Below are 17288 nucleotides of genomic sequence, written 5' to 3'. Positions count from 1 at the left end.
CCTAGTTCACCCGCTGGCGCGGGCGGAAGGGCAAGGGCGCGACCGGCACGCCCTCCTCCAGCAGCTGGCGCGCCTCATCCAGCCGCGCCTCGCCATGGATGGCGCGCTCGGGCATCTCGCCCTCATGCATGGCGCGGGCCTGGGCGGCAAAGGACAGGCCGACGTAATCGGAATTTTCCTCGACATGGCGGCGCAACTTCTCCAGCGCCGCCTCGCGCGGATCGCGGGGGCTGTGCAGGTCGGGGGTATCTTCGGCGGCATGGGCGAGGCGCGGCGCCATCAGCGCCTTGTCCACCGCCGTGGACCCGCAATGCGTGCAGGCCACCTGACCAGCAGCGCGCAGGGCCTCGAACCCGTCCGAGGACCGGAACCAGCCATCGAATTCATGGCCTTGGTCGCAGCGCAGGGCATAGCGGATCATTTCGGCTCCTTTCCTGCTGCAAATATCTGCTCTCGCCGGGGCTTATACAAGGGTGCCGCGCGCCAGCGCCGCCAGCCGCGCCAGCAGCGGCGCCGGGTCGCCCGCCTGCGTCCGCAGCAGATCGCGCGCCGCCCGGCCCATGGCGCGCTGGCGCGGGCCGTCCGCGACCAGCGCCGCCAGCGCCGGTGCCAACCCGGCGCCGTCGCAGCCCTGCGCCGCGCCGGCCCCGTCCAGCGCCGCGTAATCGCCGGCGTGATTGGCGACATGCGGCCCGTGCAGGATGGCGCAGCGCCAGGCCGCCGGCTCCCAGGGGGTATGGCCGCCGTGATCGGCGAATGAGCCGCCGGTGATGCAGATGCCGGCGGCGCGATACCAGCTGTCCATCTCGCCCAGCGTGTCGGCAAGCAGCAGCGCCGCCCCGGGCCCGCCGCCCTGGCTGCGGCGGACGAAATCCAGCCCCTCGGCGGCGATCAGCGCCGCCACGGCCTCGCCGCGTTCGGGGTGGCGCGGCGCCAGGATCAGCCGCAAGCCGGGCCGCGCGCGCCGCGCCGCGACATAGGCGGCCAGCACCGCCGCCTCCTCGCCCTCATGCGTCGAGGCGGCCAGCACGGCCAGCTCGCGCCCCGGCGCATCCGCGCCCGGATCGGTCGCGGCCGGCGCCAGCAGCTTGAGGTTCAGCCGCCCGGCCAGCGCATCTTGCCGCAGGCCCAGCGCCAGCAGCCGCGCCTCGCTGCCCGCGTCCTGGGCCGAGAGCAGGTCGATCCGCCCCAGCATCGGCCCGATCAGGCGCGGCAGCCGGCCCCAGCGCAAGGCCGAGCGCGCCGACAGCCGCGCCCCCACCACCGCCAGCCCGACGCCTTGCGCCTGCGCCAGCGCCAGCCGGTTCGGCCAGAGCTCGTTCTCGACCGTCAGCAGCAGGGCCGGGCGCAGACGGTCCAGAAACCGCGCCACCGCCTGCGGCACGTCCAGGGGCGCCAGCGCGCAGGCAAAGCCCAGCGCCCGGGCACGCGCCCGCCCGGTCAGGCTGTTGGTGGTGACGGTCAGGGGAAAGTCGCGCGCCAACGCCCGGGCCAGCGGCAGGACGGAATTCAGCTCTCCGACGCTGGCCGCGTGCAGCCAGATGCCGCCAGCCGCCACCTGCGGCCCGGACAGCGCCAGACGCTCGCGCCAGTCGGGCCCGGCCAGGGGCGCGGCCAGCCGCAGCGCCCCGCCGGCCAGCGCCGTGGCGCCGCGCCAGATCACCGCCGCGCGGCCTCGGCGGCATCGCGGATGGCGCGGATGTTCCTGCCGTAAGGCGCGGGATCGGCAACCGAGCCGCTCTTGAACACTGCCGAGCCCGCGACCAGCACATCCGCCCCCGCCGCGGCGACCAGGGGCGCGGTCAGCGGATCGACGCCGCCGTCGACCTGGATATGGATGTCGCGCGCGCCGATCATGGCGCGCAGCCGGGCGATCTTGCCGATCTGGGAATGAATGAACTTCTGTCCGCCGAATCCGGGGTTCACCGTCATCACCAGCACCATGTCGCACAGGTCCAGCAGGTATTCGACCGCCTCGGCCGGGGTGCCGGGGTTCAGCGCGATGCCGGCCTTCTTGCCGGTGGCGCGGATCGCCTGCAGCGTGCGGTGCGGATGCGGGCCGGCCTCGAGATGGGCGGTGATCATGTCGGCCCCGGCCTCGGCATAGGCCTCGATATAGGCATCGACCGGCGCGATCATCAGATGCACGTCCATGAAGCCCTTGACATGCGGGCGAAAGGCCCTGACTGCTGGCGGACCGAAGGTCAGGTTCGGCACGAAATGCCCGTCCATGACATCGACATGGACCCAGTCGGCGCCCTGATCCTCGATGGCGCGGATCTCGCGGCCGAAATCGGCGAAATCGGCAGAAAGGATCGAGGGGGCGATCCTGATGCGGCGGTCAAGGCTCATGGTGCGGCTCCTGCGTTGTGGCGGCAGCGATAGCGCCAAGCGCCGGGACAGGTCAACATCCGCGGGCCCGCCCCTCCGGCGCAAGCCCCCTTGGGCTTTGCCGCGCAGGCCTTATATTGGGCGCAAGGCGCGGGCGGCGGCCGTTCCCCGCGCGGCCATATTCCGAAGGACATAGGATGACCGAGACAAGGGACATTTCCTGGGATGACAGCGTGTTGCCCTTTCAGCTGGAACGCTCGGGCATGCGCGGGCGCGTCGCGCGGCTGGGACCGGTGCTGGAACACATCCTGTCGCGCCACGACTATCCGCTGGCGGTCAGCGCCATGCTGGCGGAACTGGCGGTGCTGACGGCGCTGATCGGCCAGACCGTCAAGCTGCGCTGGAAACTGTCGCTGCAGGTGCGCGGCAATGGCGCCATCCGCACCATCGCCACCGACTATTATGCCCCCGAGACCGAGGGCGGCCCGGCCCGCATGCGCGCCTGGGCCAGTTTCGACGCCGCGCGGCTGCAGGGCGATCAGCCCGCCTTCGACCAGATCGGCGAGGGCTATTTCGCCGTGCTGATCGACCAGGGCGAGGGCACCACCCCCTATCAGGGCATGACGCCGCTGGCCGGCGGCGCGCTCTCGGTCTGCGCGCAGACCTATTTCGAACAGTCCGAGCAGCTGCCGACGCAGTTCGAACTGGCGGTGGGGCGCATGCGCCTGCCCGGCCGGCACGAGGAACACTGGCGCGCCGGCGGCATCATGCTGCAGACCCTGCCCGCCACGCGCCATCCGGCGGCCGGGGGCGGGCAGATGCTGGAAAGCGCCGACATCCTGCAGGGCGCGCAATCCGAGGACTGGAACCGCGCCACCATGCTGATGGCCACGGTCGAGGACATGGAGCTGGTCGATGCCGGCCTGCCGCTGCCCGATCTTGTGTTTCGGCTGTTCCATGAGGAAGCGCCCGCCGCCTTCGGTCCGCAGCAGCTGGTCTTCGGCTGCTCGTGCAGCGCCGAGCGCGTGCGCGGCACGCTGTCGATCTATTCCGCCAAGGACATCCGGCACATGACCAACGAGGCCGGCATCGTCACCGCCGATTGCCAGTTCTGCGGCGCGCATTACGAATTCGACCCCAGAAGCCTGGGGTTCGAGGCCACAATCGACGCCGAGGGCCGGCCGCTGCCCGAAAAATCCGGCGACGCCGGGAAAAGCCGGGCGGCGCACTGATGGAGGGGGTCCGGGAACAGCTTGTGCGGGCGCTTGCGGGCAGGACCGGGCCCTCTTCGGATTTCGATTTCGGCGGCGGCGCGCCGGCACTGGCGCTGCGCCCGGCCGGGGTGCTGGCAGCCTTCGACGCCCTGGACGGGCGGCTGATCCTGACCAAGCGCGCCTCGAGCCTGCGCCACCATCCCGGCCAGATCGCGCTGCCCGGCGGCAAGGTCGATGCCGGCGACCGCGACGAGGTCGCCGCCGCCCTGCGCGAGGCGCAGGAGGAGGTCGGTCTGGACCCGGCCCAGGTCGAGGTCATCGGCACCATGCCGGCGCATCGCACCATCACCGGTTTCGCCATGATCCCGGTGCTGGCGCTGGTGCATGGCGCCTTCGCCCCCGTCCCCGAGGCCGGCGAGGTCGAGGAGGTGTTCAGCGTGCCCTTCGCCCATGTCACCGATCCGGCGAATTACCATGTCGAGGGCCGCAGCTGGCGCGGCATGCGCCGCGACTATTATGTGGCGCCCTATGGCCCCTATTACATCTGGGGCGCCACGGCGCGCGTGCTGCATTCCCTGGCTCTGAGGATCTCGGCATGACGCGCCTGCCCGCGACGCTGATGGCCGATCCGGTGCTGGCGCGGGTGCTGGCCGCGCTGACCGCCGGCGGTGCGCAGGCGCTGATCGTCGGCGGCGCGGTCCGGAACGCGCTGCTGGGCGAGCCGGTCGCGGATGTCGACATCGCCACCTCGGCCCCGCCGGCCGAGGTCATGCGCCTGGCTGCCGCCGCCGGGCTGCGCACGGTGCCGACCGGCATCGAGCATGGCACGGTGACGCTGATCGCCGGCGGCCACGGCTATGAGGTCACCAGCTTTCGCCGCGACGTGGAGACCTTTGGCCGCCGCGCGGTGATCGCCTTTTCCGACAGCCTGCACGAGGATGCCGAGCGGCGCGACTTCACCATGAACGCGCTTTATGCCGATGCCTCGGGGCAGGTGCTGGACCCGGTCGGCGGGCTGGCCGACCTGGCCGCGCGCCGGCTGCGCTTTGTCGGCGATCCGCGCGCGCGCATCACCGAGGATTACCTGCGCATCCTGCGCTTTTTCCGCTTCCTCGCCTGGTATGGGCGCGAGGCCGACCTGCATGCCCTGGCCGCCTGCCGCGAATTGCGCGCCGGCCTTGCCGGCATCTCGAAGGAGCGCATCGGCCATGAGATGCGCCGGCTGCTGGCGGCGCCGGACCCCACTCAGGCACTGGCGCTGATGGCCGAGGCCGGCATCCTGAGCCTGATCCTGCCCGGCGCCGACCCGGGCGACATGCGCGAGCTGATCGAGGCCGAGCATGATTTCGGCACCGGCGCCCTGCCGCGCTGGCCGCGCCGGCTGGCGCTGCTGGCCGCCGACGACGCCGCCACCGCCCTGCGCCTGTCGCGCGCCGAGATCCGCGAGCAGCAGGCGATCGCCCTGGCGCTGGCGCTGGCGCTGCCGGTCGCGGCCTATCACCATGGCCGCTCCGCCGCGGCCCAGGCGGTGCTGATCCGCGCCGCCCGCGGCCAGCCCCCGGCCTTCGGCTGGTGCCACGAGATCGCCCGCGGCGCCGCGGCGCAATTTCCGCTGGCCGCCCGCGACCTGATGCCGGCGCTTGCAGGCGCCGCCATCGGCGACGGGCTGCGCCGGGCCGAGGCGGCCTTTGTCGCCAGCGATTTCCGCCTTGAACCCGAGGCGCTGCGCCGCATCGCCCTGCAGGAACCCGGAAGCTGAGATGCACGAAATCTTTTCCCGCATGATCGACGCCTTTCGCCCCGCCGAGGGGCCGCCGCCGCGCACGCTGCTGGCCTTCTTTCGCTGGTGCCTGTCGGGGGCCTGGCCGGGGCTGGCGGTGGCGGCGGTGGCCTCGTCGCTGGCCGGGCTGGCCGACATCGTCTCGGCGGTGCTGCTGGGTTGGGTGATCGACGCAGTGGTGCAGACGACGCCCCAGACGCTGCTGGCGGAAAAATCCGGGCTGATCGCGGGTTTCGTGCTGTTTTTCCTGGTGATCCGGCCTGCGGTCTTCGGGCTTTCCACCGCCTCGTCCTCGGTCATCGTCGGGCCGAACCTGTTCCCGCTGGTGCTGTCGCGGCTGCACCGCTGGACCATGGGCCATGCGGTGACATTCTTCGACAATGACTTTGCCGGCCGCATCGCCCAGAAACAGACGCAGACCGCGCGCGCCGTCACCGATGTCGCCAGCGAATTCGTCAACGTCGTGGCCTTTGCCCTGGCCTCGATCGTCGGCTCGGCGGCGTTTCTGGTCACGGTGGACGGCTGGGGGGCGGTGGCGATGCTGGCCTGGCTTCTGGCCTATGCCGTGCTGATCCGGTTCTTTCTGCCGCGCATCCGCCGCCGCTCGGCCAGCCGCGCCTCGGCGCGGGCGATGGTGACCGGGCAGGTCGTGGACACGATCACCAATATCAAGACCGTGAAGCTGTTCGCCCATGACCGCCACGAAGACCGGGCCGCGCTGGGCGCCATGGCCGGCTACCGCGAGCGGGCGCTGGATTTCGGCCGCGTCAGCACCTGGTTCCGGTTTTCGCTGATGCTGGTCGCCGGCGCGCTGCCGGTGGTGCTGATCGGCGGCACGCTGCTGCTGTGGCGCGAGGGCCAGGCCACCGCCGGCGACATCGCCGCCGCCGGCGCCATCGCCATGCGCCTGTCGCAGATGACCGGCTGGGTCAGCATGGCGCTGATGGGGGTCTGGGGGTCCGTGGGCGAGGTCGAGGACGGGATGAAGACGCTCTCGCCCGCCCATGCCCTGACCGATGCCCCGGATGCGCTGGTGCTGGACCGTGTCGCCGGCCGCATCGACTTTCAGCGGGTGGACTTCGCCTATGGCCGCGCCGCGGGCGGCATCCGCGGCCTTGACCTGCACATCGCCGCCGGGGAAAAGCTGGGGGTGGTCGGGGCCTCGGGCGCGGGCAAGTCCACCATGGTGTCGCTGCTCTTGCGCCTTTACGATGTCGAGGCCGGGGCGGTGCGCGTCGACGGCCATGACGTGCGTGCGGTCAGCCAGGAAAGCCTGCGCCGCAACATCGCCATGGTCACCCAGGAAACCGCGATGTTCAACCGCTCGGCGCGTGACAACATCCTTTACGGCCGCCCAGACGCCTCCGAGGACGAGATCATCGCCGCCGCCCGCGCCGCCGAGGCGCATGACTTCATTCTCGGGCTTCAGGACCACATGGGCCGCAAGGGCTATGAGGCGCATCTGGGCGAACGCGGGGTCAAGCTTTCGGGCGGACAGCGCCAGCGTATCGCCCTGGCACGCGCGCTGCTCAAGGATGCGCCGATCCTGGTTCTGGACGAGGCCACATCGGCGCTGGACAGCGAGGTCGAGGCCCAGGTGCAGCGGGCGCTGCACCGCGCCATGCAGGGCAAGACCGTGCTGGCCATCGCGCACCGGCTTTCGACCATTTCGGAACTGGACCGCATCGTGGTGCTCGAGGCCGGCCATGTCGTCGAACAGGGCCGGCATGATGACTTGCTGGCCCTGGGCGGCACCTATGCCCGCTACTGGAACCGCCAGTCCGGGGGCTTTCTGGGCACCGACGAGGATGCCGGCCGCGAGGCCGCGGAATGAGCCTCTGGACCGTCCGGCGGCTGGGCCGCAAGGGCGACGGCGTCGCGGTCTCGGGTCAGGCGACGGCGCTGGCCGCATTGGTTCTGCCCGGCGAGGTGATCGAGGGCGAGGCCGAGGCCGGCCGCATCGCCAGCCCGCGCATCGTCACGCCATCGAAGCAGCGCGTGACACCCGCCTGCCTGCATTACCGCGCCTGCGGCGGCTGTTCGCTGATGCACGCTGCGGACGCCTTCGTGCGTGACTGGAAGATCGGCGTGGTGCGCGAGGCGCTGCGCGCGCAGGGGCTGGCGGCGCCGGTCGCGGGGGTGCATGTCTCGCCGCCGCGCTCGCGCCGGCGGGCGGTACTGTCGGGGCGGCGCACGAAAAAGGGCGCGCTGGTCGGATTCCACGCCCGGGCCTCGGACGTGGTCGTGGACATTGCCGATTGCCGGGTGCTGCGGCCGGCGATCCAGGCGGCGCTGCCCGTGCTGCGCCGGATCGTCGCCGCCGGCGCCTCGCGCGGGGGCGAACTGTCTCTGACCGTGACCGAGACCGATGCGGGCCTGGACGTGGCGGTCACCGGCGGCAAGCCGATGGAGCCCGCGCTGTTTCAGACCCTCGCCGGCCTGGCCGAGGCCGGCGATCTGGCACGGCTGGCCTGGGACGGTCAGGCGATCACCCGCCGCCAGCCGCAACTGGTCATGGGCCGGGCCCGGGTCACGCCCCCCCCCGGCGGCTTTCTGCAGGCCACGGCCGAGGGCGAGGCGGCGTTGCTGGCCGCGGTGCGCGACATCACCAGGGGGGCGCGGCGCATCCTCGATCTCTTTGCCGGTTGCGGCACCTTCGCCCTGCCTTTGGCCGAATCGGCCGAGGTGCATGCGGTCGAGGGGCTGGCAGCACCTCTGCAGGCCCTGTCTGACGCGGCCAGGCACAGGCCGGGGCTGCATCGAATCAGCACCGAGATCCGCGATCTGGCCCGCCGGCCGCTCATGGCCGACGAACTGGACTTTCACGCGATCGTGATCGACCCGCCGCGCGCCGGAGCCGAGGCCCAGGCCGCGGAAATCGCGCGCGGCAAGGTCGGGACCCTGGCCTGGGTCAGCTGCGATCCGGTCACTTTTGCCCGGGATGCGCAGGTTCTTGCCGATGGCGGGCTGATGATCACCCGCATCTTCGTGATCGACCAGTTCCGCTGGTCGCCGCATGTCGAGACGGTGGCGGAAATTCGCCGAAGCTAGCGAACTCTTAACCCTTGTGTTACATCTTGGGAAAATGATCAGCGCATTCAGGCGCGTAGAGGGCAGTGATGATACGGGCATTTCGCGGTTTGATCGCGGCCGTCGCGGTCGCGCTGGTGGCTGGCTGCGGCGGGGACAGCAGCAAGCCTTCCGACGGCAGCGGACCCTATACGGGACCGCCAGTCACGCAGGTCGTCGTCAAGAAGGGCGACCGCAAGCTGTATCTGGTCAGCGGCAAGACCGTGGTCAGAAGCTACAAGATCAACCTGGGCAACCAGCCGGTCGGCGCCAAGCAGTTCGAGGGCGACGGCAGGACGCCCGAGGGCGCCTATTTCATCGACCGCTTCAACCCCAACAGCCGCTATCACCTTTCGGTCGGCATCTCTTACCCTTCGGCGCAGGATGTGGCGCGGGCGGCGTCCAGGGGGCTGCGGCCGGGCGGCGACATCATGATCCACGGCCTCGGCCCCGAGGGGCGGGCGCTGAACCGCCCTGACTGGACGGCCGGCTGCATCGCGGTGAACGACCGCGAGATCGAGGAGATCTTCGCGCTGCTGAAACCCGGGGTGCCGGTCTTCATCTATCCCTGAACGGCGGGGCACGGAACCGGCGCCGCCGCATGCCTTGTCAGGGGGTTGCGCGACGGCGACATTCATCGCGAAAGCCGGGCATGAAGATCGCCGCGCCTGTCCTCGCCCGATCGAAAGGCCAGAGTTTTCCGCAAGTTCGGCGTCCAGGCGGTCAGGGCGAAATCGAGGGTATCCTGGCTCACGCCTTGACCCTCGTTCCGCAAATGCCAGGCCATCCGCCGGACAGCGCGGAAGCCGTCTCGTGGAACTGCCGGTCAAGCAGCTGCATCGGGGGTGACGGTCACACCCCTCAGTCCGGTGCAATTTTCCAGATGGGCCGAGGGCCTGAAGGTCCAACCCTCCGGAATGGTCCCCGGCCGGAGGGGGCACCTGTCATCATGTGGTCCCTGCCGCCGCTGCTGGACGCCCTTCAGGCTGCAACCCCGTCAGGACATGAGCCCCGGGGCGACCGGCGGGCGCAGTGCGCGGCACATACAGCCGAAGTCTGCCGTCATCCCCAGTGGATGGCGCGCGGCATGATCGCGGCGAACTGACCGATGAGAAGGCCGGGCGGGCGGATGCGCTGGGGTCACGTCGCGAAGCCGCGCCCTGCGCCCGCCGGGCAGCCGCCATGGGCAGCCGATCCATCCGGCCCACCGCCGCAGCAGGCTGCCCCATTGGCCCGATCAGGTCCGGGGACGGGCCTTGCACATGGGAAACCTCGCCGATGTCGATGGCCGATCGTCATCGTGCAGAACCATGATCTTCGCGCTGGATGGAGCCTCGTGGGTCGGCAAGACGGATTCGCTTCATCGTTCAGGCATTTGCTGAACCTGCGGGGCAGCGGTGCCCAACCGCTGCCACATGCGACACCGTCGGAAAGCTCGTGACAGGACGCCAGCCCGGGACAGGAAGAGCGGGGAATAGGCACGAACCGGGGCGACGCCTGCGCCCGTCAGCGCGGGCAGCAGGGGGTATCTGTCAAACGTCAAGGACGCCGCCGCCGGTCCTAGCCGCGCAGCATGGCCAGAAGGCGGGCGTCGGCATAGCCGTCGGGCGTCAGGCCGCGCGCGCGCTGGAAGTCCCTGATCGCCTCGGACGACTGACTGCCCAGCTTGCCGTCCACGCCGCCGGTGTCATGGCCGCGCGCCATCAGCAGGCGCTGGATCTCGGCTTTTTCGGCATTCGACAGCACGCGGTCGCCGCGCGGCCAGTCGCCCTGGATGCCGGGGCGGCCGGCGATGGCCTCGCCCAGCCAGGCCACCGCCAGCGCATAGCTGTCCGAGGCATTGTATTTCAGGATGGCGCGGAAATTCTCGGTGATCAGGAAGGCCGGGCCGCGCGCCCCCGCCGGCGCGAGGATCGATCCCGAGGGCACCGGCGCGCCGTTGACCGTGCGCACCCCCAGCGCCGCCCATTGGCTGCCCGATTGCCGCACCGACTTGCCGACGCGGTTGAAGTCGAAGCCGGGCGGCAGGATGACCTCGGCGCCCCAGACCTGGCCGGGTTGCCAGCCGTTGCGGCGCAGATAGGCCGCAGTCGAGGCCAGCGCGTCCGACGGATCATCCGACCAGATGTCGCGCCGGCCGTCGCCGTTGAAATCCACGGCATGGGCGAGAAACGAGGAGGGCATGAATTGCGTGTGCCCCATCGCCCCGGCCCAGCTTCCGACCATGCGGCGGTTGTCCACGTCGCCCGCCTGCAGGATGCGCAGCGCCGCGGCCAGTTCGCCGGCAAAGAACTCGCCGCGCCGGCCGTCATAGGCGAGCGTCGCCAGCGCCGGCACGATGGCGGTGCTGCCGCGGTTGCCGCCGAAATTCGATTCCATCCCCCAGACCGCCAGCACCACCTCGCGCGGGACGCCGTAGCGCGATTCGATGGCGGCAAGTGTGGCGCCGTGCTGTCCGGCCCTGGCCCGCCCGGTCGCGCCGCGCGTGCCGATGGCACCGTCGAGATAGTCCCAGACCGGCTTGCTGAACTCGCTTTGCTGCCGGTCCAGCGCGATCAGACTGGGCATGAAATGCGCCTGCGCCATGGCATTGTCGAAGGTCGCGGGCGCGACGCCCGAGGCCAGCGCCCGCGGGCGGAAGCTGATCACCCAGGCCTGGAAGCCGGCCTCGCTGCCCTGGCCGCCCGCCGTGGGCAGGCCGGCGAAATCGCCGCGCGCCGCCGAGGGGCCGCGGCCGGACCCGACGCCGCATCCCGCCAGTGCCAGTGTCAGGGCCGCGGCGATCGCCACGCGGCCGATGGTTCTGCTCATGTCCCTGCGCCTCGCTGCTTCTTCTGGTTGCAGCCAGTCTAGAGCGGATTGCGGTTGATGGGAAACGGCGATTGCCGACGCGGGGCGTTCAGTCCGCGCCCTCGTCGAAAAGCGGTTCCATCTGCGCCACGATCACCGCATTCTCGGCCAGGGCGCGGTCCATCAGCGCGCGTTCCTCGGCGGGGATCTCGTGCCCGTCGTCAAGGCGTTCGGCAACCGTGCCATGGCCGGTGACCTCAAGCGGCGCCAGCCCGGCCTGTTTCAGGATGGCGACGGTTTCACGCACCGCCTCGGCCTCGTCGCGGCCCGAGGCATAGCAGACCAGCGCCGCGCCCGTGGCGCCCTGCGGCAGGCCGTCGCCCTCGGCGCGGCCGACCTCGACCAGCAGCGTGTAGACCTCTTGCGCCATGGCTTTCCCTTTGCAGCGTTTTCGCGTCATATCGCCCGAAACGGGGAGTCGTGACAATGAGCAAGAGTTTGCGGCGGGTGCAATCCGCCCTCGAGGCCGCCGGGCTGGGAATCGAGATCCGCGAGACCGACGACAGCGCCCGCACCGCCGAGGGCGCGGCGGCGGCGGTCGGCTGCGCGGTCGACCAGATCGCCAAGTCGATCATCTTTCGCGGCGCGGCCACCGGCCATGTCGTGCTGTTCCTGACCGCCGGCGGCAATCGCGTCGATCCCGGCAAGGCGGCGGCGGTGGCGGGGCAGGAACTGGGCAAGGCCGATGCCGATCTGGTCCGTGCCGAGACCGGATTCGCCATCGGCGGCGTGGCGCCGGTCGGGCACCTGCGGCGGCTGGAGGCGTTTCTTGACCCGCGACTGCTGGAATTCGGCACCGTCTGGGCGGCAGCCGGCACGCCGCGCCATGTCTTTGCCATCGCGCCGGCGGACCTGTTGCGGCTGACCGGCGCGCAGCAGGCGGATTTCACCGCCTGAGCCGGCGCGCCTAGCGCGCCACCGCCCGATAGAGCCAGATCAGCACCATGGCGCCGATCAGCCCGGCCACGCCCTGCGCCGTCCAGCTGCCCGCCTCGGCGCTGAGGTCGAACAGGCCCAGAAGCGCATTGCCGACCACCGCACCCACGACGCCCAGCACGACATTGAGGATCATCCCCGTGTCGGCCTTCATGATGCTGCTGGCGATCCACCCCGCCAGGCCGCCGACGATGATCGCGGCCAGCCAACCCATACCCTGCATGTGAACCTCTGCTGTCAGGAACCCGATGCGGGATGAACGCCGCAACCCGCCGGCAGGTTCACCGGCCGGATGAAGGAAAACCGCGCCGCGAAGGCTCAGTCGCGCAAGAGCTCGTTGATCGAGGTCTTGGAGCGGGTCTGCGCGTCCACGCGCTTGACGATCACCGCGCAGTAAAGGTTCACGCCATTCTTCGAGGGCAGCGAGCCCGCGACCACCACCGAGCCGGCGGGAACCTCGCCATACATGATCTCGCCGGTCTCGCGGTCGACGATCCTGGTGGATTTGCCGATGAACACGCCCATGCCGAGGACCGAGCCCTCGCGCACGATGCAGCCCTCGACCACCTCGGAGCGGGCACCGATGAAGCAATTGTCCTCGATGATCGTCGGGCCGGCCTGCATCGGCTCCAGCACGCCGCCGATGCCGACGCCGCCCGAGAGGTGGACGTTCTTGCCGATCTGCGCGCAGGAGCCGACCGTGGCCCAGGTGTCGACCATCGTGCCCTCGTCGACATAGGCGCCAAGGTTGACGAAACTGGGCATCAGGACCACGCCCTTGCCGATATAGGCCGAGCGGCGCACGACGCAATTCGGCACGGCGCGGAAGCCGGCGGCGCGCCAGTCGCCCTCGTCCCAGCCGGCGAACTTGCTGTCCACCTTGTCCCACCAGCCGCCCTGCTGCGGGCCGCCGCGGTGGATCTCCATGTCCTTCAGCCGAAAGCCCAGCAACACGGCCTTTTTCGCCCATTGGTTCACATGCCAGTCGGCGCCGCGTTTCTCGGCGACGCGCAGCGCGCCCTTGTCCAGCGCCTCGAGCGTGGCCTCGACGGCGTCGCGGGCCTCGCCCCGGCTGGCGGGGGTGATCTGCTCGCGCATCTCCCAGGCGGATTCGATGGCGGCTTCTAGGGCGTCATGCGACATGTCTGGCCTCTCTCGGGTGGAAACTGTTCGGCAAGGGCTATAAGCCGGGGGGTGCGGCCGTGCAATGCGCGGCGATCCCGACAGAGGCCAGGATGAAAGACGAAGACGAGCGCCGCCACCCTTTCCGCGACAGCCACCAGGACGTGGCCGCGACCCGGTCCACGCCCGACACGCCGCAGACGCGTGCCCCGGCCTATCGCCTGGCCTTCACCGACGGCGAATTCCTGCTGCGCGAGGAATTGCGCCCGGTGCGGCTGCAGCTGGAACTGCTGAAACCGCAGATGATCATGGATGCGCGCGGCATCCGCTCGACGGTGGTGATGTTTGGCGGCGCCCGCATCCCCTCGCCCGAGGCGAAGGATGGCGCCCGCATCCCGGCGCTGGCGGCGTTGTCGCATTTCTACGACGAGGCGCGCAAGTTCGCCCGCCTGATGACCGCGCGCAGCCTGGAAAGCTATGGCACGGAAAACGTCATCTGCACCGGCGGCGGCCCCGGCGTGATGGAGGCTGGCAACCTCGGCGCGCATGAGGCCGGCGGCACCTCGATCGGGCTGTCGATCGTCTTGCCGCATGAACAGGCGCCGAACGCCTATGTGACGCCGGACCTGTGCTTCAACTTCCACTATTTCGCCATCCGCAAGATGCATTTCCTGATGCGGGCCAAGGCGGTGACCATCTTCCCCGGCGGTTTCGGCACGCTCGATGAGATGTTCGAGGCGCTGACGCTGATCCAGACCGGACGCATGCGGCGCGTCCCCTTCCTGCTGTTCGGCACGGATTTCTGGCATGAGGTGATCAACTGGCAGGCGCTGGCCGATTCCGGCACCATCAGCCCCGAGGACCTGGACCTGATCAGCTTTGTCGAGCGCGCCGAGGAGGCGGTCGAGATCATCGACAACTGGCCCGAGCCCTGCGCCTAGTCGCGGTGATAGGGGCTGCCGGCCAGGATGGTGGTGGCGCGGTAGATCTGTTCGGCCAACATGACGCGCACCAGCATGTGCGGCCAGACCATGCGGCCGAGGCTGATCGCCAGATCGGCGCGGGCACGCAAGGCGGGCTCGATGCCGTCGGCGCCGCCGATGACAAAGGCGATGTCGCGGGCCTGGTCGCGAAAGCCGGCGATCCTGCCGGCGAATTCGGGTGAACTCAGCATCTGGCCGCGCTCGTCCATGACGACCAGCGCCGCGCCTGCCGGGATGGCGCGTTCCAGCAGCACAGCCTCGGCGTCCATGCCGCCGCCGCGCCGGTCCTCGACCTCATGGATGGTGACCGGCGGCAGGCCAAGCCCGCGCCCGGCCCTGGCATGGCGGTCGAGGTAATCGGCGATCAGCGCCGCCTCGGGGCCCTGCCGCAGCCGCCCGACCGCGGCAATGACCATGCGCATGGTTCAGTTCTGCGGGTTGCGGGCCAGTTCCGCCGCATGTTCGGCGCGCAGCCGCTCAAGCGTGACCGAGCGCAGCGCGTCGGCGGGCATCCACATCTTTTCCAGCTGATAGAATTCGCGCACTTCCGGGCGGAAGACATGCACGATCACGTCATCGGTGTCGATCAGCACCCAGTCGCCGGTCTCCTTGCCCTCGACCCGGGCCGAGCGGCCGGTCAGCTGCTTCAGGCGCTCGACCAGCTTTTCCGCGATCGAGGCGACCTGGCGCGCATTGCGGCCCGAGGCGATCACCATGTGATCGGCCATGGCCGAACGACCACGCAGGTCGATGGTCACGACATCCTCGGCCTTGTCATCGTCCAGCGAGGCAAGAATGCGGGCCAACAACTGATCGCTGGTCAGTCTGGCTTCCGCGGTGGTCGCAGCCGGCACGGCGGCCGGCGAGGCGGTATTGGACAGGGACTCATCCTCCGGTCATCACGCCGATCTGCCCCGGCGCCGGGTATTGCCAATGTAGCATGGAATCCGCCCCGCTCAATGCGCGGGCGGGGATTTTTGCGCGCGCTGCCGGGGTTTCGGCGTCGAATGCAGCGGTTTTCGCCCGCGCGCGTCCGGCACGTCGCGGTCCGTGACGGGGCCATGGGCCGATATTGCCTGTCGGGGAAAACCGGCGTAGAACGGCCAGCATGCGAGGATTCGTCTATTTCGACATTCATGACCGCGCCCGCCTGCCCGGCCGGTTCTACGGCGAAAGCCTGTCCATCACCGCCCGACTTTGACGGTGCGGGCGCCGTGCTGCGCCCCGGCCCCTGCCCGGCAGTTCCGCCGGCGGCGGCCCCCATCCGACCCTTCGAGCCAGTCTTTCAGAGTGAGACAGCCATGACCGGCAACAGCCCCGCGGGCACGCCCCGCACCCTCTATGACAAGATCTTCGACGCGCATGTGGTGGACCGTCAGGACGACGGCACCTGCGTGCTCTATATCGACCGGCATCTGGTCCATGAAGTGACCTCGCCCCAGGCCTTCGAGGGGCTGCGCATGGCCGGGCGCAAGGTGCGCGCCCCCGAACGCACCATCGCCGTGCCCGACCACAACGTGCCCACCACCCCCGACCGCGTCGACGGGATCGAGAATCCCGAGGGCCGCATCCAGGTCGCGGAACTGGACAAGAACGCCCGCGAATTCGGGGTGAACTATTACCCGATGAACGACATCCGCCAGGGCATCGTGCATATCGTCGGCCCGGAACAGGGCTGGACCCTGCCCGGCATGACCGTGGTCTGCGGCGACAGCCACACCGCCACGCATGGCGCCTTTGGCGCGCTGGCGCATGGCATCGGCACCTCCGAGGTCGAGCACGTCCTGGCCACGCAGACGCTGATCCAGAAGAAATCGAAGAACATGAAGGTCGAGATCACCGGCAGGCTGCGTCCCGGCGTCACCGCCAAGGACATCACGCTGGCGGTGATCGGCAAGACCGGCACCGCCGGCGGAACCGGCCATGTCATCGAATATTGCGGCGAGGCGATCCGCGACCTCTCGATGGAAGGCCGCATGACCGTGTGCAACATGGCGATCGAGGGCGGCGCCCGCGCCGGGCTGATCGCCCCGGACGACAAGACCTTCGCCTATTGCCAGGGCCGCCCGCATGCCCCCAAGGGCGCGGCATGGGAGGCGGCGCTGAGCTACTGGAAGACGCTGTTTTCCGACGAGGGCGCGCATTGGGACAAGGTGGTGACCATCCGCGCCGAGGACATCGCCCCGGTGGTGACCTGGGGCACCTCGCCCGAGGACGTGCTGCCGATCACCGGCCGCGTCCCCGCCCCCGAGGATTTCGAGGGCGGCAAGGTCGAGGCCGCGCGCCGCTCGCTGGATTACATGGGGCTGCAGCCCGGCACACCGCTGGCGGACATCCGCATCGACGCGGTGTTCATCGGTTCCTGCACCAATGGCCGCATCGAGGACCTGCGCGCCGCCGCCGGCATCCTTCGGGGCCGGCATCTGGCCGAGGGCGTGCGTGGGCTGGTGGTGCCCGGCTCGGGTCTGGTGCGGCTGCAGGCCGAGGAGGAGGGGCTGGACAAGGTGTTCACCGATGCGGGCTTTGAATGGCGCATGGCCGGCTGCTCGATGTGCCTGGGGATGAACCCCGACCAGCTGGCACCGGGCGAGCGCTGCGCCGCCACCTCGAACCGCAATTTCGAGGGTCGCATGGGCTACAGGGGCCGCACGCATCTGATGTCGCCGGTCATGGCGGCGGCGGCGGGCATCAAGGGCCACCTGACCGATGTGCGCGACATGCTGGCGCAAACCGCCTGAGGTCGGCGGGCGGGGTGGCCTAGCGACCCCGCCGCAGCAGCCACAGGGCATTCAGGGCAATCAGCAGCAGCCCGGCGTTCTCGAACCAGAAATTATACCTGATCTTCGCGAATTCCGCGCCAAGCAGACCGTCGACATGATGAAACCCCACCGCGCGCACCAGCACGAAACCGCACAGCACCGCCAGCCCCAGCAGGGCCGGACGGTTGCCGCGCATGCGCCCGCGCAGGCTGTTCGCCGCCCAGACCAGCGCCAGCAGCACGCC

18 protein-coding genes and 1 pseudogene are annotated in these 17288 nt (G+C 70.1%); 9 read left to right on the top strand and 10 right to left on the bottom strand.

Annotated elements, in window-relative coordinates; all coding sequences use genetic code 11:
• Position 1 precedes the first annotated feature (1 nt).
• The 3 genes from WMK75_RS12865 to rpe are packed head-to-tail and all read right to left on the bottom strand — an operon-like array spanning position 2 to position 2352.
• Positions 2-421, bottom strand: a complete 420-nt coding sequence (locus tag WMK75_RS12865; protein ID WP_347268060.1) for a DUF1178 family protein — start codon at positions 419-421, stop codon at positions 2-4.
• Positions 422-463: 42 nt separating this feature from the next.
• A complete protein-coding gene (locus WMK75_RS12860; protein WP_347268059.1) occupies positions 464-1663 on the bottom strand; it encodes a glycosyltransferase N-terminal domain-containing protein in 1200 nt (399 codons plus the stop codon).
• Positions 1660-2352: a ribulose-phosphate 3-epimerase gene (gene rpe / locus WMK75_RS12855; RefSeq protein ID WP_347268058.1), complete on the bottom strand. Its 693-nt coding sequence runs from the start codon at positions 2350-2352 to the stop codon at positions 1660-1662. The genes WMK75_RS12860 and rpe overlap by 4 nt, the downstream gene beginning before the upstream one ends.
• A gap of 176 nt (positions 2353-2528) precedes the next feature.
• Between rpe and WMK75_RS12850 the strand changes: the two genes are divergently transcribed.
• From WMK75_RS12850 to WMK75_RS12825, 6 genes are all read left to right on the top strand, one after another.
• On the top strand, positions 2529-3563 hold the full coding sequence (locus tag WMK75_RS12850) for an Hsp33 family molecular chaperone HslO (protein WP_347268057.1): 1035 nt from the start codon (positions 2529-2531) through the stop codon (positions 3561-3563).
• Positions 3563-4144: a CoA pyrophosphatase gene (locus WMK75_RS12845; protein ID WP_347268056.1), complete on the top strand. Its 582-nt coding sequence runs from the start codon at positions 3563-3565 to the stop codon at positions 4142-4144. Before WMK75_RS12850 ends, WMK75_RS12845 begins: the two co-directional genes overlap by 1 nt.
• Positions 4141-5304, top strand: a complete 1164-nt coding sequence (locus WMK75_RS12840) for a CCA tRNA nucleotidyltransferase (protein WP_347268055.1) — start codon at positions 4141-4143, stop codon at positions 5302-5304. The genes WMK75_RS12845 and WMK75_RS12840 overlap by 4 nt, the downstream gene beginning before the upstream one ends.
• A gap of 1 nt (position 5305) precedes the next feature.
• Entirely contained in the window at positions 5306-7159 is a 1854-nt protein-coding gene (locus WMK75_RS12835) for an ABC transporter ATP-binding protein (RefSeq protein WP_347268054.1), read from the top strand.
• Entirely contained in the window at positions 7156-8376 is a 1221-nt protein-coding gene (locus tag WMK75_RS12830; protein ID WP_347268053.1) for a class I SAM-dependent RNA methyltransferase, read from the top strand. Before WMK75_RS12835 ends, WMK75_RS12830 begins: the two co-directional genes overlap by 4 nt.
• 68 nt (positions 8377-8444) lie before the next feature.
• A complete protein-coding gene (locus WMK75_RS12825) occupies positions 8445-8966 on the top strand; it encodes a L,D-transpeptidase family protein (protein WP_347268052.1) in 522 nt (173 codons plus the stop codon).
• Positions 8967-9954: 988 nt separating this feature from the next.
• Here WMK75_RS12825 and WMK75_RS12820 read toward each other — a convergent pair.
• Together WMK75_RS12820 and WMK75_RS12815 are read right to left on the bottom strand one after the other, a co-directional pair.
• Positions 9955-11205 (bottom strand): lytic murein transglycosylase, encoded by a 1251-nt coding sequence (locus WMK75_RS12820; protein ID WP_347268051.1) that lies wholly within the window; start codon positions 11203-11205, stop codon positions 9955-9957.
• An 88-nt stretch (positions 11206-11293) separates the two neighbouring features.
• On the bottom strand, positions 11294-11614 hold the full coding sequence (locus tag WMK75_RS12815) for a hypothetical protein (protein ID WP_347268050.1): 321 nt from the start codon (positions 11612-11614) through the stop codon (positions 11294-11296).
• Positions 11615-11670: 56 nt separating this feature from the next.
• Here WMK75_RS12815 and WMK75_RS12810 point away from each other — a divergent pair, with 56 nt between their 5' ends.
• A complete protein-coding gene (locus WMK75_RS12810) occupies positions 11671-12141 on the top strand; it encodes a YbaK/EbsC family protein (protein ID WP_347268049.1) in 471 nt (156 codons plus the stop codon).
• 10 nt (positions 12142-12151) lie between these two features.
• On the opposite strand, the gene WMK75_RS12805 is transcribed toward WMK75_RS12810, so the two are convergent.
• Positions 12152-12403 (bottom strand): GlsB/YeaQ/YmgE family stress response membrane protein, encoded by a 252-nt coding sequence (locus WMK75_RS12805; protein WP_347268048.1) that lies wholly within the window; start codon positions 12401-12403, stop codon positions 12152-12154.
• 95 nt (positions 12404-12498) lie between these two features.
• Positions 12499-13323, bottom strand: coding sequence for a 2,3,4,5-tetrahydropyridine-2,6-dicarboxylate N-succinyltransferase (gene dapD / locus WMK75_RS12800; RefSeq protein WP_347268047.1), 825 nt, complete (start codon positions 13321-13323; stop codon positions 12499-12501).
• Between the two features lie 92 nt (positions 13324-13415).
• On the opposite strand from dapD, the gene WMK75_RS12795 reads away from it, so the two are divergent.
• Entirely contained in the window at positions 13416-14243 is an 828-nt protein-coding gene (locus tag WMK75_RS12795) for an LOG family protein (protein ID WP_347268046.1), read from the top strand.
• Here the strand turns inward: WMK75_RS12795 and rlmH are convergent.
• On the bottom strand, positions 14240-14707 hold the full coding sequence (gene rlmH / locus WMK75_RS12790) for a 23S rRNA (pseudouridine(1915)-N(3))-methyltransferase RlmH (RefSeq protein WP_347268045.1): 468 nt from the start codon (positions 14705-14707) through the stop codon (positions 14240-14242). The genes WMK75_RS12795 and rlmH overlap by 4 nt on opposite strands.
• A gap of 3 nt (positions 14708-14710) precedes the next feature.
• A complete protein-coding gene (rsfS, locus tag WMK75_RS12785) occupies positions 14711-15139 on the bottom strand; it encodes a ribosome silencing factor (protein WP_347268044.1) in 429 nt (142 codons plus the stop codon).
• A gap of 447 nt (positions 15140-15586) precedes the next feature.
• Here rsfS and leuC point away from each other — a divergent pair, with 447 nt between their 5' ends.
• A complete protein-coding gene (gene leuC / locus WMK75_RS12780; protein ID WP_347268043.1) occupies positions 15587-17023 on the top strand; it encodes a 3-isopropylmalate dehydratase large subunit in 1437 nt (478 codons plus the stop codon).
• Between the two features lie 19 nt (positions 17024-17042).
• On the opposite strand, the pseudogene WMK75_RS12775 reads toward leuC, so the two are convergent.
• A pseudogene (locus WMK75_RS12775) lies at positions 17043-17288 on the bottom strand (hypothetical protein); the annotation flags it as partial.

The sequence above is a fragment of the Paracoccus sp. (in: a-proteobacteria) genome (assembly GCF_039808215.1).
GTDB lineage: Bacteria > Pseudomonadota > Alphaproteobacteria > Rhodobacterales > Rhodobacteraceae > Paracoccus.
Note: the sequence above shows the minus strand (reverse complement) of the source record. Positions and strands in the feature narration are given on the sequence as shown.

Excerpts from the sequence above, each read along its gene's own strand:
- WMK75_RS12865 (WP_347268060.1), bottom strand. The coding sequence starts at position 421 with ATGATCCGCTATGCCCTGCGCTGCGACCAAGGCCATGAATTCGATGGC.
- rpe (WP_347268058.1), bottom strand. The coding sequence starts at position 2,352 with ATGAGCCTTGACCGCCGCATCAGGATCGCCCCCTCGATCCTTTCTGCC.
- WMK75_RS12850 (WP_347268057.1), top strand. The coding sequence starts at position 2,529 with ATGACCGAGACAAGGGACATTTCCTGGGATGACAGCGTGTTGCCCTTT.
- WMK75_RS12845 (WP_347268056.1), top strand. The coding sequence starts at position 3,563 with ATGGAGGGGGTCCGGGAACAGCTTGTGCGGGCGCTTGCGGGCAGGACC.
- WMK75_RS12840 (WP_347268055.1), top strand. The coding sequence starts at position 4,141 with ATGACGCGCCTGCCCGCGACGCTGATGGCCGATCCGGTGCTGGCGCGG.
- WMK75_RS12835 (WP_347268054.1), top strand. The coding sequence starts at position 5,306 with ATGCACGAAATCTTTTCCCGCATGATCGACGCCTTTCGCCCCGCCGAG.
- WMK75_RS12830 (WP_347268053.1), top strand. The coding sequence starts at position 7,156 with ATGAGCCTCTGGACCGTCCGGCGGCTGGGCCGCAAGGGCGACGGCGTC.
- WMK75_RS12825 (WP_347268052.1), top strand. The coding sequence starts at position 8,445 with ATGATACGGGCATTTCGCGGTTTGATCGCGGCCGTCGCGGTCGCGCTG.
- WMK75_RS12820 (WP_347268051.1), bottom strand. The coding sequence starts at position 11,205 with ATGAGCAGAACCATCGGCCGCGTGGCGATCGCCGCGGCCCTGACACTG.
- WMK75_RS12815 (WP_347268050.1), bottom strand. The coding sequence starts at position 11,614 with ATGGCGCAAGAGGTCTACACGCTGCTGGTCGAGGTCGGCCGCGCCGAG.
- WMK75_RS12810 (WP_347268049.1), top strand. The coding sequence starts at position 11,671 with ATGAGCAAGAGTTTGCGGCGGGTGCAATCCGCCCTCGAGGCCGCCGGG.
- WMK75_RS12805 (WP_347268048.1), bottom strand. The coding sequence starts at position 12,403 with ATGCAGGGTATGGGTTGGCTGGCCGCGATCATCGTCGGCGGCCTGGCG.
- dapD (WP_347268047.1), bottom strand. The coding sequence starts at position 13,323 with ATGTCGCATGACGCCCTAGAAGCCGCCATCGAATCCGCCTGGGAGATG.
- WMK75_RS12795 (WP_347268046.1), top strand. The coding sequence starts at position 13,416 with ATGAAAGACGAAGACGAGCGCCGCCACCCTTTCCGCGACAGCCACCAG.
- rlmH (WP_347268045.1), bottom strand. The coding sequence starts at position 14,707 with ATGCGCATGGTCATTGCCGCGGTCGGGCGGCTGCGGCAGGGCCCCGAG.
- leuC (WP_347268043.1), top strand. The coding sequence starts at position 15,587 with ATGACCGGCAACAGCCCCGCGGGCACGCCCCGCACCCTCTATGACAAG.